This window comes from Pseudomonas sp. GW821-FHT09C10 (assembly GCF_059418085.1).
Genome location: NZ_JBWKPE010000020.1, coordinates 1 through 13,635 on the forward strand (window position 1 = coordinate 1; position 13,635 = coordinate 13,635).

10 protein-coding genes are annotated in these 13,635 nt (G+C 63.3%); 6 read left to right on the forward strand and 4 right to left on the reverse strand.

The annotated features are described in order from the left end of the window. Nucleotides 1-179: 179 nt before the first annotated feature. A complete protein-coding gene (locus AC07OT_RS28400) occupies nt 180-956 on the reverse strand; it encodes an ABC transporter substrate-binding protein (RefSeq protein ID WP_027603533.1) in 777 nt (258 codons plus the stop codon). Between the two features lie 265 nt (nt 957-1,221). Between AC07OT_RS28400 and AC07OT_RS28405 the strand changes: the two genes are divergently transcribed. After that, the gene (locus AC07OT_RS28405; protein ID WP_495109630.1) at nt 1,222-2,904 is read left to right on the forward strand and encodes an AMP-binding protein; all 1,683 of its coding nucleotides are present in this window, start codon (nt 1,222-1,224) and stop codon (nt 2,902-2,904) included. Nucleotides 2,905-2,958: 54 nt separating this feature from the next. On the opposite strand, the gene AC07OT_RS28410 is transcribed toward AC07OT_RS28405, so the two are convergent. Together AC07OT_RS28410 and AC07OT_RS28415 are read right to left on the reverse strand one after the other, a co-directional pair. Then, entirely contained in the window at nt 2,959-4,233 is a 1,275-nt protein-coding gene (locus AC07OT_RS28410) for a glucarate dehydratase family protein (protein ID WP_065947969.1), read from the reverse strand. Next, nucleotides 4,230-5,597, reverse strand: a complete 1,368-nt coding sequence (locus AC07OT_RS28415) for an MFS transporter (protein WP_495109631.1) — start codon at nt 5,595-5,597, stop codon at nt 4,230-4,232. The genes AC07OT_RS28410 and AC07OT_RS28415 overlap by 4 nt, the downstream gene beginning before the upstream one ends. Nucleotides 5,598-5,703: 106 nt before the next feature. Between AC07OT_RS28415 and AC07OT_RS28420 the strand changes: the two genes are divergently transcribed. Beyond that, a complete protein-coding gene (locus tag AC07OT_RS28420; RefSeq protein WP_027603529.1) occupies nt 5,704-6,606 on the forward strand; it encodes a LysR family transcriptional regulator in 903 nt (300 codons plus the stop codon). 24 nt (nt 6,607-6,630) lie between these two features. Here the strand turns inward: AC07OT_RS28420 and AC07OT_RS28425 are convergent, their stop codons facing one another. Then, a complete protein-coding gene (locus AC07OT_RS28425; protein ID WP_495109632.1) occupies nt 6,631-8,592 on the reverse strand; it encodes a methyl-accepting chemotaxis protein in 1,962 nt (653 codons plus the stop codon). A 357-nt stretch (nt 8,593-8,949) separates the two neighbouring features. On the opposite strand from AC07OT_RS28425, the gene AC07OT_RS28430 reads away from it, so the two are divergent. The 4 genes from AC07OT_RS28430 (at nt 8,950) to AC07OT_RS28445 (ending at nt 13,575) form a co-directional block, all read left to right on the forward strand. Continuing rightward, nucleotides 8,950-9,408, forward strand: a complete 459-nt coding sequence (locus tag AC07OT_RS28430) for a (2Fe-2S)-binding protein (protein WP_065939679.1) — start codon at nt 8,950-8,952, stop codon at nt 9,406-9,408. After that, nucleotides 9,408-11,639, forward strand: a complete 2,232-nt coding sequence (locus tag AC07OT_RS28435) for a xanthine dehydrogenase family protein molybdopterin-binding subunit (RefSeq protein WP_495109633.1) — start codon at nt 9,408-9,410, stop codon at nt 11,637-11,639. Before AC07OT_RS28430 ends, AC07OT_RS28435 begins: the two co-directional genes overlap by 1 nt. Before the next feature lie 16 nt (nt 11,640-11,655). After that, nucleotides 11,656-12,996, forward strand: coding sequence for a c-type cytochrome (locus AC07OT_RS28440; RefSeq protein WP_495109634.1), 1,341 nt, complete (start codon nt 11,656-11,658; stop codon nt 12,994-12,996). 327 nt (nt 12,997-13,323) lie between these two features. Continuing rightward, nucleotides 13,324-13,575 carry a hypothetical protein gene (locus tag AC07OT_RS28445; RefSeq protein ID WP_141157346.1) on the forward strand — a complete coding sequence of 84 codons (252 nt, stop codon included), beginning with the start codon at nt 13,324-13,326 and terminating at the stop codon, nt 13,573-13,575. Nucleotides 13,576-13,635: the final 60 nt, after the last annotated feature.

The following is a 13,635-nucleotide window of genomic DNA, read 5'->3' on the forward strand; positions in this document are numbered from 1 at the left end:
AATCAGACACCCGGTGGGGAGGGGCGTCTAGCTGTCAGAATTGACAGTGGCGACGAGTGGTTGCCGGGGTTGACCTGTAAGAGCCTGCACACTTGAGCGCGTGCAGGCAGCGTCGGCAGGTGTAACTGACCCACCGCCATCGGGGTGCCCCCCTCCCATATTGTGCCCGCGCAGGATGCTCAATCGCCGTAGATGTCGGCCTTGAAGTACTGCTGTGAAATCTTCTGGTATTCCCCACTGGCACGAATGCCGTCGATGGCGCTGTTCAGTTCGCTGACCAGCGCGGTATTGCCCTTGCGCACCGCGATCCCGGCGCCCTCGCCCACGTATTTCGGGTCCTTGAGTTCCGGTCCGACAAACCCGTAGCCCTTGCCCCGAGGCATCTGCAAAAAGTCATTCAAGGGAATGGTGTCGGCAAAGATTGCATCCAGCCGGCCTGCCGCCAGGTCCATGTAGATCTCTTCGTTATTGCTGTAGCGCTTGACGTTGATGCCCTTGGGTTCGAACACTTCGGTGGCGTAACGGTCGGTGGTGGTGGCGCGCTGCACACCCACGGTCTTGCCCTTGAGGCTGGCGTACTGGTCGTCCACCACGGCACCGTCCTTCATCACCAGGCGCGACGAGGTGAAGTAGTACTTGTGGGAGAAATCCACCGACTTCTTGCGATCGTCATTGATGGTCATGGACGACAAGGCCATGTCGATTTTCTTCACCTTGAGGGAAGGAATCAGGCCGTCGAATTCACCTTCGACCCACACACACTTGACCTTCATCTGCGCACACAGCGCATTGCCGATGTCGTAGTCGAAGCCGACGATCTTGCCCTCTTCGGTCTTGGACGCAAACGGTGGGTAAGCCGCTTCGATGCCGATGCGCAGGGTTTTCTCGGCGGCCAGCAGCTGGCTGGAGGCGATCAGGCCCAAGGCCAGGGCGGTGATGAGGGAGAGTTTCTTCATGGTCGTGTCTCGCGAGTTGTTATTGGTTTTGGCAAGCGTGAAGAAAAAGCTGGAGCGGGATTTCTTGTACTTATAATTCCATATTGGACTTTTACGTATCGCCCGTCAATCACCCCTCGCCAGCCCTTATCGCCCATGACTTTTTTGCACAACGCTCCGGTGTTTTTGAGCGTTTTGCTCTTATTTATGCGTGCCTATACTCGGTCCAGCCTCTCGGTGCACCCGAGAGGGTCAGTCCCCACAACAATAATTAAGGACACCGACCATGACCCAGTCCTTCCTGGCTGCCCGGGATTTCCTGCTCGCGCACCGCACCGACTACGCCACCGCCGCCCGCGACTTCCGCTGGCCGCAACTGGACGCCTTCAACTGGGCCCTGGACTACTTCGATGCCATGGCCGAGGGCAATGCCGCCGACGCGCTGTGGATCGTCGAAGAGGACGGCAGCGAGCAGCGCTACAGTTTCCAGCAACTGGCCGCGCGCTCCAACCAGGTGGCCAACCACCTGCGCGCCCTCGGCGTGAAGCGTGGCGAACGCGTGCTGCTGATGCTCGGCAACGATGTGGCGCTGTGGGAAACCATGCTGGCGGCCTTCAAGCTCGGCGCCGTGGTGATCCCCGCCACTGCCCTGCTCAACCCGGTTGACCTGCACGACCGCATCGAGCGTGGCCAGGTCCGCCACTTGGTGGTGGGCGCGGCGCATGTCGGCAAGTTCGAGGGCCTGGGCGAGGGTTGCAGCCGCGTCTGTGTGGGGGCGGCGCCTACTGGCTGGGTCGCGCACAGCGCCGCCTTCGAATACCCCGAGCGGTTCGAGGTCGAGGGCCGTACCTTGGCCACGGACGCGATGCTGCTGTATTTCACCTCCGGTACCACCTCAAAACCGAAGATGGTGCTGCACAGCCACCAAAGCTACCCGGTCGGCCACCTGTCGACCATGTACTGGATCGGCCTGCAACCCGGCGACCTGCACCTGAACATCTCCTCGCCGGGCTGGGCCAAGCATGCCTGGAGCTGCCTGTTCGCACCGTGGAATGCCGGCGCCTGCATTTTTATCCATAACGTCGCGCGGTTCAGTGCCCAGGCATTGCTCGGCGCGCTGGAGCAGTACCGGGTGACCAGCCTGTGCGCCCCGCCCACGGTGTGGCGCATGCTGATCCAGGAAGACCTGGCCAGCTACAAATCGCGCCTGAACCTGCGCGAACTGGTGGGCGCCGGTGAACCGCTGAACCCGGAGATCATCGAGCAGATCCAACAGGCCTGGGGCCTGCCCCTGCGCGACGGCTTCGGCCAGTCGGAAACCACCGCCCTGGTCGGCAACACGCCGGGCCAGATGCTCAAACCAGGCTCCATGGGCCGCCCGTTGCCGGGCTACCAGGTGGCCCTGCTGGACGCCGACGGTGTGCCGGGCACCGAGGGTGAAGTCGCCCTGCCCCTGGATATACGCCCACTGGGCCTGATGCTCTGCTACGAAGACAGCCCGGAGAAAACCGCCGAGGTGATGCGCGACGGTTACTACCGCACCGGCGACACCGCGCAGATCGACGCCGACGGCTACATCACCTTCGTGGGGCGCGCCGACGACGTGTTCAAGGCCTCCGACTACCGCATCAGCCCCTTCGAGCTGGAAAGCGCACTGATCGAACACCCGGCGGTGATGGAAGTGGCCGTGGTGCCCAGCCCCGATCCGTTGCGCCTGGCGGTGCCCAAGGCGTTCCTGATCCTGGCCCACGACGCCCCTGGCAGTGCCGAGCTGGCACGCCACATCCTTGAGTTCGCCCGCGAGCACCTGGCGCCCTACAAGCGGGTGCGGCGGATCGAGTTTGTCAGCGAATTGCCCAAGACCATTTCCGGCAAAATCCGCCGGGTGGAGTTGCGGCAGATGGAGGTGGTGCGACGCCAGAGTGATACACGGGGTGAACAGGAGCACTTCGAAGAAGATTTCAGCTGAAAAAAAGCCCGGCGGCCGCTAAAGGTTCCACCGGGCAAAACGAAGCGACCAGCTTCAGAAACGCGGTTTGACGGTCTTCCAATCCGGTTGGTAGCGCTGCATCTGCTTCACGTCGTCGCGCTGGCGAATGCCGCAGCTGAGGTATTGGTCATGCAGCTTGCCCAGTTGATCAGGGTCCAGCTCCAGGCCCAGCCCCGGTGCGCGGGTGATCTTCACGCAGCCGTCAACGATCGGCAGTTTGCCGCCCTTGATCACTTCTTCGTCCGGTTCTTGCCAGGGGTAGTGGGTATCGCAGGCGTAGTCGAGATTGGGCACCGACGCGGCCACGTGGGCCATGGCCATCAGGCTGATGCCCAGGTGTGAGTTGGAGTGCATCGACACGCCCAGGCCAAAGGTCTGGCACATCTTCGCCAATACCTGGGTGTCGCGCAGGCCGCCCCAGTAGTGATGGTCGGCGAGCACGATCTGCACGCTGTTCAGGGCCACGCTGCGGCGGAACTCGTCAAAATCGGTGACCACCATGTTGGTCGCCAGGGGCAAGCCGGTGCGTGTGTGCAGCTCGGCCATGCCTTCCAGGCCGGGGGTCGGGTCTTCGTAATACTGCAGGTCATCGCCGAGCAGTTCGGCCATGCGAATCGAGGTTTCCAGGGACCAGTTGCCATTCGGGTCAATGCGCAGCGGCACGCCTGGAAAGGCCTTTTTCAAGGCCTTGATGCACGCCACTTCATGCTCAGGGTCCAGCGCACCGGCCTTGAGCTTGATGCTTTTGAAGCCATAGGTGTCGATCATCCGCCGCGCCTGGGCGACGATCTGTACTTCGTTGAGGGCTTCGCCCCAGCTGTCGGGTTTATAGGGCGAATCGATGTGCTCGGCATACTTGAAGAACAGGTAGGCGCTGAACGGGATCCGGTCGCGGATCGCGCCGCCCAGCAGGTCCACCAGCGGCACATTCAATGAGTGCGCCTGCAGGTCGAGAAACGCCACCTCGAACGCCGAATAGGCATTGCTCACTGCCTTGCTCGCATGGGAACCGGGGGCCAGTTCGGCGCCGGCAATGCTCGCGGGTTTGTGCGCCGCCACGGTGGCCTGCACGATGGCGCGCAGTTGGTTGAGGTTGAACGGATCGAGGCCGATCAGTTGGTCCTTGACCTGTTGCTGGATCGCCAGCGCCGGGGCATCGCCGTAGCTCTCGCCAAGGCCGATGTAGCCGGTGTCGCTCTCGATTTCGATGATCGAGCGCAGCGCGAAGGCTTCGTGAATACCGCTGGCGTTGAGCAGCGGCGGGTCGCGAAACGCGATGGGGGTGACGGTGACGCGGACGATTTTCAAGAGGCGGCTCCCTGTGGGCCTGGACGCAAGGCGTGATGATGAGTAGTCGGTTTGGAGGTGGGCGGCACACCGGGCCGTGGTGCGGTGCGCGCAAAGAACACCACCACCGCGGCCACCAGCGAGGTCGCGGCCAGGCCGTACAGCCCGCCTTCAATCGAACCGGTGGTCTGCTCCAGCAGGCCGAAGGTGGTGGGTGCAACAAAACCGCCGAGGTTGCCGACCGAATTGATCAAGGCGATCACCGCCGCAGCAATGCGCGCATCCAGGTAACCCTGGGGAATCGGCCAGAACAGCGCCGAGGCGGCCTTGAAGCCAATCGCGGCAAAACAGATGGCGACAAACGCAAACACCGGCCCGCCGGTGGTGGACATGAACATGCCGACGGCGGCGATCACCAGCATCAGCGCCACCCACGCCTGCTGGTGTTTCCACTTGCTCGCCAGGGCGGCGAAACCGTACATGGCGACGATGGAAATCAACCACGGGATCGAGTTGAACAACCCCACCTGGAAGTCGCCCAGGTTGCCCATTTTCTTGATCATGCTCGGCAGCCAGAACGTGGCGCCGTAGATGGTCAGGGCGATGGAAAAGTAGATAAAGCAGAACAGCGCGATCTGCTTGTCGGCCAGCAGCTTGAACATCGACGGCCGCACGCTTCGGGTGGCTTCGCGGGCCGTTTGCTCAAGCGCGATGGCGGTCACCAGCGCGTGTTTTTCTTCCTCGCTGAGCCACTTGGCCTGATGGGGATGAGACTGCAACCAGAACCACACAAACCCGCACAACAGGATGGAGGCAAAACCCTCGATCAGGAACATCCACTGCCAGCCATGCAGGCTCAAGCCGCTGACGTTGAGCAACGCCCCCGACACCGGCCCGGAAATCACCGAGGCGATGGCCGAACCGCTGAGGAAAATCGCCATCGCCTTGCCGCGCTCGGCGGCCGGCAACCATTGGGTGAAGTAGTAGATGATGCCGGGGAAAAAACCGGCTTCGGCCGCGCCGAGCACGAAGCGCAGGATATAGAAGCTGGTTTCGCCTTGGACAAAGGCCATGGCCATCGCGGCCGCGCCCCAGGTGAACATGATGCGCGTCAACCAGGCCCGTGCGCCGTAGCGCTGCAGCAACAGGTTGGACGGCACTTCGAAGATCGCGTAACCGATGAAGAACAGCCCGGCGCCCAAACCATAGGCGGCGGCGCCAATGCCCAGGTCGGTCTCCATATGGCTGCGCACAAAGCCGATATTGACCCGGTCGATGTAATTGACGATGAACATCACCACGAACAACGGCAGTACATGACGCTTGACCTTGGCGGCTGCGCGGACGAGCACGCTCGGGTCGGGCGGATTCTGGACGGTATCCAAGGGCAACTCCCACTCATTATTTTTTTAGGGACGCACCGATGATGGACGCCGGGGATTGTTCCCGTCTAATCTAACTTGGCATTCGATTGATACCTGGATTAGATCAATGTTCGAACTGACACAACTGCGCTGCTTCACCACCGTGGCCACCGAGCTGAATTTTCGCCGCGCCGCCGAACGCCTGAACATGACCCAGCCGCCCCTCAGCCGGCAGATCCAATTGCTCGAACATCATCTGGGCGTAGAGCTGTTTACCCGCACCACCCGCAGCGTCGCCCTCACCGCCGCCGGGCGCGCATTTTTCATCGAAGCCCAGAACCTGCTGGAACGCGCCCAGCAGGCGGCCGTGACCGCCCGGCGTTTTGCCGAGGGCGATATCGGCACGGTGAATATCAGCTTCGTCGGCAGCGCGGTGTATGAGTTTTTGCCCAGGGTCATCGCCGAGGCACGGCTCAAGCAGCCCCAGGTCAGAATCGACCTCTCGGAGATGAACACCTACCAGCAATACGAAGCCCTGCGTGCGCGGCGCATCGACCTGGGCATCGTCCGCGCGCCCCTGCTGGAACCCGGTTATGCCACCGAATGCCTGGTGCGCGAGCCCTTCGTGCTGGCGGTGCCGAGCAGCCATCGACTGGCCAGCGCCGACAGCGTCAGCGTCCACGACCTCGACGCCCAGCCCTTCCTGATGTACGCCCATGCGGCCTACCCGCCGTTCAACGAACTGCTTACCGGCCTGCTGCGCTCGGCCCGTGTCGCCCCCGAATATGTGCAGTGGCTGGGCTCGTCCCTGACCATCCTGGCCTTGGTCAACGCCGGCATGGGCTTGGCGCTGGTACCGCGTTGCGCCAGCAGCGTGGTGTTCAAGAACGTGGTGTTTCGCGATATCGACCTGGGCGAAGGCGCACAGAGTGAACTGCACCTGATCTGGCGCGAGAACAATGACAACCCGGCATTTGCGATGTTGCTGGAGGGGATTCGCAGTGCGGTGCGTGACGGGTGGGCGGACTGACTCCAGGAGCAGGCCGCCCTCTCCTCACGCCACCTTGAACCGATTGACCAACTGCTGCTGGTGCTCGGCCAAACGCGCCAATTCCTGGCTGGTGATTGCGGTTTGCTCGGCGCCGGCACTGACCTGGATGACCAGGTCGTTGATCTCGTTGACGTTACGGTTGATGTCTTCTGAAACCGCACTCTGCTCTTCAGCCGCCGAAGCAATCTGCAGGTTGCGATCACTGATACTGGCCACGCCTTCGGCGATTTCCAACAACAATTCACCCGCACGTTCGACCTTGCGCGCACCGTCCTGGGCCTTGCCCAAGGTCTCCTGCATGGACGAACTCGCCCGATCGGAACCACTTTGCAGATTGCTGATCATCTGCTGAATATTCCCCGTGGACTCCTGGGTCTTCTGCGCAAGTACCCGCACCTCGGACGCCACCACGGCAAATCCGCGCCCATGATCCCCCGCCCGCGCCGCTTCGATGGCCGCGTTCAGGGCCAGCAGGTTGGTTTGCTCGGCAATGCCACGAATGACGTCGAGCACGGAGGAGATCCCATCGCTTTCCTGCTTGAGTTCGCCAATGATCAGCGCGGTGTCCTCGGCCTGCCCCGAGAGCTGGCGGATCAGGGTGATGGTGCCTTCGATCTCGGTGCGCCCTTGGGTGGTGCTGGTATTGACCCGCTGCGACAGTTGCGCCGCATCGTTGGTGCTGTGCGCCACCTCGCGCACGGTGGCGCTCATCTGGTTGATCGCCGTGGCCACCAGTTCAGTGCTTTGGCGCTGTTGCTCGACGCTCTGGCTGGTCTGCATCGTCACCGTGGAAGACTCCTCCGCCGCCGTTGCAACCTGTGCGGTGGCGTTGCCGATTTCCTGCACCACGCCACTGATCTCTTGCGCCATGCGGTTGAGGTTGCGCGAGATCTGACCGAATTCATCCTTGCTCTCATAAGTCGACCGCGCACTGAGATCGCGCTGCGCCAGGTCATTGAGCACACGGTTGAGGTCGCGCACCGCCGAATCGATCATGCGGATGATCAGCCAGGACAACACCGCCACCGCCAGCAGGGACACGATCACTGCGCCAACGGTCAGCCACAGGGCGCGGCGGGCGTCATCCCGCTCGTGCATCGCCAGGCTGCTGACACTTTGGCCCAGGGCTTCCTCCACTTGGCTCATCAGGTCAATGCGTTGGGTAGAGGTTTCAAACCAGGCTTCGGGTTTGATCCCCAGCGCCTGACCCATCGGCACCTCAAACGCCAGGCGCTGCAACTTGGCGACTTCGACGGCGGCCGGTTGCTGCATTTGCGTATCGAACTGCGCCAGCGAGGCCGCGGGTGCTTTGCGTCGGAACGCATCGTAGTAGGCGCCGAACTCGCCCAGGTTGCGGCTGAAGCGCGACAACAGCGCTTCATCGAAATGCCCCTGGGCGAAGACCAGGCCCAGCACCACGCGCTCACGCCCGGCCCGCTCTTTCATTTCGATAAATTGATTCAGGGCCCCCAGGGCGTAGACGATGGTCGCGTTGTTGACGCTCGCTTCCAGGGAATGGGTATAACCGGTCAGCACTTGAATGATCTCGGTATACCGTGCGCCAGATTCGGTGCTGTTGATGCTCAGTTTATCGACCTGCCCACGCATCGCCGGCAACTGGTCCAGGGCCCGCAGGACGTTGTCCAGGTTCGCACCCCCGGAAGTGGACAAACCGCGCACAACCTCGACGGCCGCGCTGGAGTCCCTGCGCATCTGCACCATCCGATCGCCCATGGACTTGCCGCCACTGCCGAGGAACACGCCACTGGCACCGCGCTCGCGCTGCAAGGTGGTAATCAACTGGCTCAACTTCTGGGCGGTGGCACTGGCCATCACCGTGGTGTTCATGTCGCGCAGCGTTTTGTAGTTGTCCACCACAAACACGCCGGCCAAGGTCAGGAACCCGAGCATGGGCAGCAGCAGAATCAACAACAGTTTCAGACGCAGCGGAGCGTTCTTAAGCATTTCCCTAAAGCCTCATGTCCATGGATCAGACTGGCGCCTGTCACGCCAAGATAGTGGCGCCATAATATCACCCATGAAAACGGCGCTACCGCTCTCGGACGGCCATCTGGAGCCAATAGGGGGTTGTACTGACCCAGATCAATAAACCCTCACAAACCAATCGGCTGTGGGTCACTGCGTGGATCGCCCCCCTTGCCTGGCTGACTCAATCCTCTTGAATACTTGCCTGATCCTCCGAATGTTCGGTTTTTTCATAGATGGCCCTTGTGCCCTGATCTAGAGTTCGACAATGGGCGCCCATCGCCTTTCTTATAAGAAACACGCTATCCCGACCGATGATCAGCAGGTGAGCCAGCCATGGAATTACGCATCAACCAAAAGACCTATCAGGTCGACGCCGACGCCGACACGCCGCTGTTGTGGGTGATCCGCGATGACCTCGGGCTGACCGGCACCAAGTACGGCTGCGGCCTGGCCCAATGCGGCGCCTGCTCGGTGCTGGTGGACGGCAATGTCGTGCGCTCGTGCGTCACGCCGGTGGCCGGGGTGGTCGGGCGTGAGATCACCACCATCGAGGCCATCGAAGCTGATGAAGTGGGCAAGCGGGTGGTCAGTGCCTGGGTCGAGCATCAGGTGGCGCAATGCGGTTACTGCCAGTCCGGGCAGGTGGTGGCAGCCACCGCGCTGCTCAAGCACACCCCCGCGCCGACCACTGCGCAAATCGACGCGGCCATGGTCAACCTGTGCCGCTGCGGCACCTACAACGCCATCCATGCCGCCATGCATGACCTGGCCGCCGGGAAGGAGAGCGCCTGATGAACACGCCTGACGTCATCCCCGGCCTCACCCTGGGCGAGCCGATCAACCTGTCGCGTCGACGCTTCCTCGCCAGCACGGCCGTAGGGGCGCTGGTTATCGGTTTCGGCCTGCCACTGGGTTCGGCCCGAGTGCAGGCCGCTGCCGCCGCAGAACGCGGCACTCAGGTACCGGCGTTCCTGGAGATTCGCCCGGACGGTACGGTGCGCCTGCTCAGCCCCTTTATGGAGGGCGGCCAAGGCACCCATACCGCCATGGCGCAGATCGTCGGCGAAGAGCTGGATGCCGACCCCGCCACCTTTATCGTCGAAGCCGCTCCACCCGGTGAGGCCTATGTGGTGATGGAGAACGGCATGCGCATCACCGGCGGCAGCATGTCGGTGCGCATGAGCTACCCGGTCATGCGCCGCCTGGGCGCCCTCGCCCGCGCCATGCTGTTGCAGGCCGGCGCCGAGCAGCTCGGTGTGCCGGTGGCCCAACTGACCACCCAACCCGGCCGCGTGGTGCACGCCGCCTCCGGCCGTTCCCTGGGCTACGGCGAGTTGGCCGGCCGTGCCCTGGACATGCCGGTGCCCGACCCGGCCAGCATCACCCTGCGCGACCCGAGCCAGTTCCGCTGGATCGGCAAGCCGGTCAAGCGCCTGGATGCCTATGACAAATCCACCGGCAAGGCGCAGTACAGCATCGACATCAAGGTCGACGGCATGCTCCACGCTGCCGTGCAACATGCGCCGCGCCTGGGCATGACCGTGGGCAGCCTGCGCAATCAATCCCAGGTCGAAGCCATGAAAGGCGTGCACTCCGTGCACGTGCTGCCCGGCGCGGTGGCCGTGGTGGCCGAACGCTGGTGGCACGCCAAGCGTGCGGTGGAGGCGATCCAGGTCGACTGGCAGGAACCGACGGCCGATTCAAAGGTGCGCGGCATGCCCGCTGATTTTTCCAGCGACGGCTTTCGCGATTTCCTCGCGGCCCAGCAAGGCCCGGCCCGTGACGACGAGAACGAAGGCGATGTGGCCGGCGCGTTGAAAAACGCCAAGACCCAGGTCGAGGCCACCTATCACAACCAGTACCTCAACCATGGGCAACTGGAGCCACCGTCAGCCCTGGCGCGCTTCAACCCCGACGGTTCGTTGGAGATCTGGCTGCCCAACCAGGCACCCGATCTGTTCCGCGCCGACATCGCCAAGCGCGCCGGGCTCGACCCCGCGCAGGTGACCCTGCACTCGCCGCTGCTGGGCGGTTTTTTCGGCCGGCACTTCCTGTATGACTCGGCCAGCCCCTACCCCCAGGCGATTGCATTGGCCAAGGCGGTGGGCCGTCCGGTCAAGCTGATCTGGAGCCGTGAGGAAGAGTTCCTGCGCGACGTGTTGCGCCCGGTGGCGGTGGTCAAGTTCCGCGCCGCGCTGGACGCCGACGGCCTGCCGGTGGCGATCGAAGCGGTGAGCGCCACCGAAGGCCCTACCGAGGCCATCGCCGGCAAGCAGGGCGAAAAACTCGATCCCACCGCCCTTGAAGGCCTGTCGGGCAAGAGCTACGCCATCCCCAACAAACGCATCGCGCAGATCTACGTCAAGGGCCCGGCCATGCTCGGCTACTGGCGTTCGGTGGGCAATTCGCTGAATGACTTCTTCTACGAAGCGTTCCTTGATGAGCTGGCGGACAAAGGCGGCCGCGATCCCTATGAGCTGCGCCTGCACCTGCTGCGCGACAACCCACGGCTGACCACCCTGCTCAAGGCCGTGGGCGAGTTGTCCGGTGGCTGGAAACGGGGCCCCTACACTGCCGAAGACGGCACCCGGCGCGCCCGTGGCGTGGCCATGGCTTCGCCGTTCGGCTCCCACGCGGCAGTGATCGCCGAAGTGTCGCTTGAAAACGGCCAGGTCAAGGTGCACCACATCTGGGAAGCCATCGACCCCGGCAGCATCGTCAACCCGGCGATTGTGCAAGCCCAGGTCAATGGCGCGGTGGCCTTGGGCTTATCGCAGACATTGCTGGAGGAAGCGGTGTACGTGGACGGTAAGCCACGGGCACGCAACTACGACCTTTACCCGATCCTGCCGCCCTCACGGATGGCGCAGGTGCACGTAAAGATCGTCGAGAGTGGCGAGAAGATGGGCGGCATCGGTGAGCCTCCGCTCCCCGCTGTGGCGCCAGCCGTGGTCAATGCGGTAGCGCAGTTGACCGGCCAGCGTGTTCGCAGCCTGCCATTAAGCCGACACACCTTCAGCTAACCGAGCGAGACCGCCCATGAACAACCGTCGATTCGCAAGAACCGCAGGCTGGCTGGTGCTGCCCTGCCTGGTCGCCGCCGGCCTGCTGGCCTGGTACGTCACCCGCCAGCCCGCCACACCGTTTGAGCAGGAACAGGCCGCCAGCGTCGACCCCGCACAGGTCAGTCGCGGCGAGTATGTCGCCCGCCTCAGTGACTGCGTCGCCTGCCACAGCCTGCCGGGCAAGGCGCCCTTCGCCGGGGGCCTGGAAATGGCCACGCCGCTGGGCGCCATTCACGCCACCAACATCACCCCGGACCGCACCCACGGTATCGGCACCTACAGCCTCGCCGACTTCGACCGTGCAGTGCGCCACGGCGTGGCACCGGGCGGTCGCCGGCTCTACCCGGCGATGCCCTACCCGTCTTACGCCAAGCTCAGCGACGACGATATCCGCGCGATGTATGCGTTCTTCATGCAAAGCGTACAACCGGCCAACGAGCCCAACATCCCCAGCGATATTCCCTGGCCGCTCAATCTGCGCTGGCCCATCGCCTTGTGGAACGGCCTCTTCGCGCCGACCGCCACTTACGCGGCCAAACCCAACCAGGACGCGCTATGGAACCGTGGCGCCTACATCGTCCAAGGCCCTGGCCACTGCGGCAGCTGCCACACACCGCGCGGCCTGGCCTTCAACGAAAAAGCCCTGGACGAATCCGGCAAGCCGTTCCTCGCCGGCGCCCTGCTCGACGGCTGGTACGCACCGAGCCTGCGCCAGGACCCGAACACCGGCCTGGGGCGCTGGAGCGAGCCGCAGATCGTGCAATTCCTCAAGACCGGGCGCAACGCCCATGCGGTGGTCTACGGCTCGATGACCGAAGCCTTCAACAACTCCACGCAGTTCATGGAAGACGCCGACCTGGCCTCCATCGCCCGTTACCTCAAGTCACTGCCCGGCGACCCACAGCGCGACGGCACGCCCTGGCAGTACGTAGCCGCCGACACACGCCAGGACGTCCCCGGCGCCCACACCTACGCGACCCGCTGCGCCTCCTGCCATGGCCTTGACGGCAAGGGCCAGCCCGAATGGATGCCGCCCCTGGCCGGCGCCACCTCGGCATTGGCCAAGGAAAGCGCCTCGGCGATCAACATCACCCTCAACGGCTCACAACGGGTAGTCGCCGCCGGCGTACCGGACGCCTACCGCATGCCGGCGTTTCGTGAGCAACTGTCCGATGCGGAAATCGCCCAGGTGCTGACCTACGTGCGCAGCACCTGGGGCAACCACGGGGAGGCGGTCGACGCCACGGCAGTCGGCAAGCTGCGCGGGCATACCGACCCGGCCAGCAGCAGTCCGATTATTTTGCATATGCGTTGAAAGGGTGCACTGAGGCCTACCCCAACTCCCGCTTGAGTTGTTCAAGGTCCAGTGCCCTATCCCTTCGGCAAGAGTGGTTGAAGATGCATTTTCCGTTGCCAACCCCTAACGGACTCAGCGCTCGGCAACTGTTACGGGGGCGCGGAAATAGTGAGGCAGTGCCCCCCCGAACTAATTTGAACGAACCCCCACGTTTATCCATCAACATTGAAGGACCTATCAGACACGAGAACGGCTTGTGTCGCTCCTACGCGAGCAACGAACCCGGCGGCCTCGACCAGGCCCCTGCTCTCTTCGCTCGCACATGACGACCTTGGGGTGAAGGCCATGGCAGCGAATATGCGTGACGCGTCGAAACAAGCCGGCTGGGAAATTGAGCTGGCCACAAACACCGAACTCTTCTACGAGGCCGACCGCCTGGAAACACAGGCCTACGCCATCATAGGCAGCAGCCTGGCCGACGCCGGTGACTGGCTGCGCTTTACCGAAGCAAAACAGATAGCCGATGCAAAGCGCACCGAGGCGTATCAGGACCTGATGCGGATTCGGCGCGGCATGGAGGCTGCGCGCTCCGACTGAGGCCGCTCGGGGCGCTGCGGCAAGATAAAAAAACCACTCGTTCGAGTGGCTTTTCTGGGT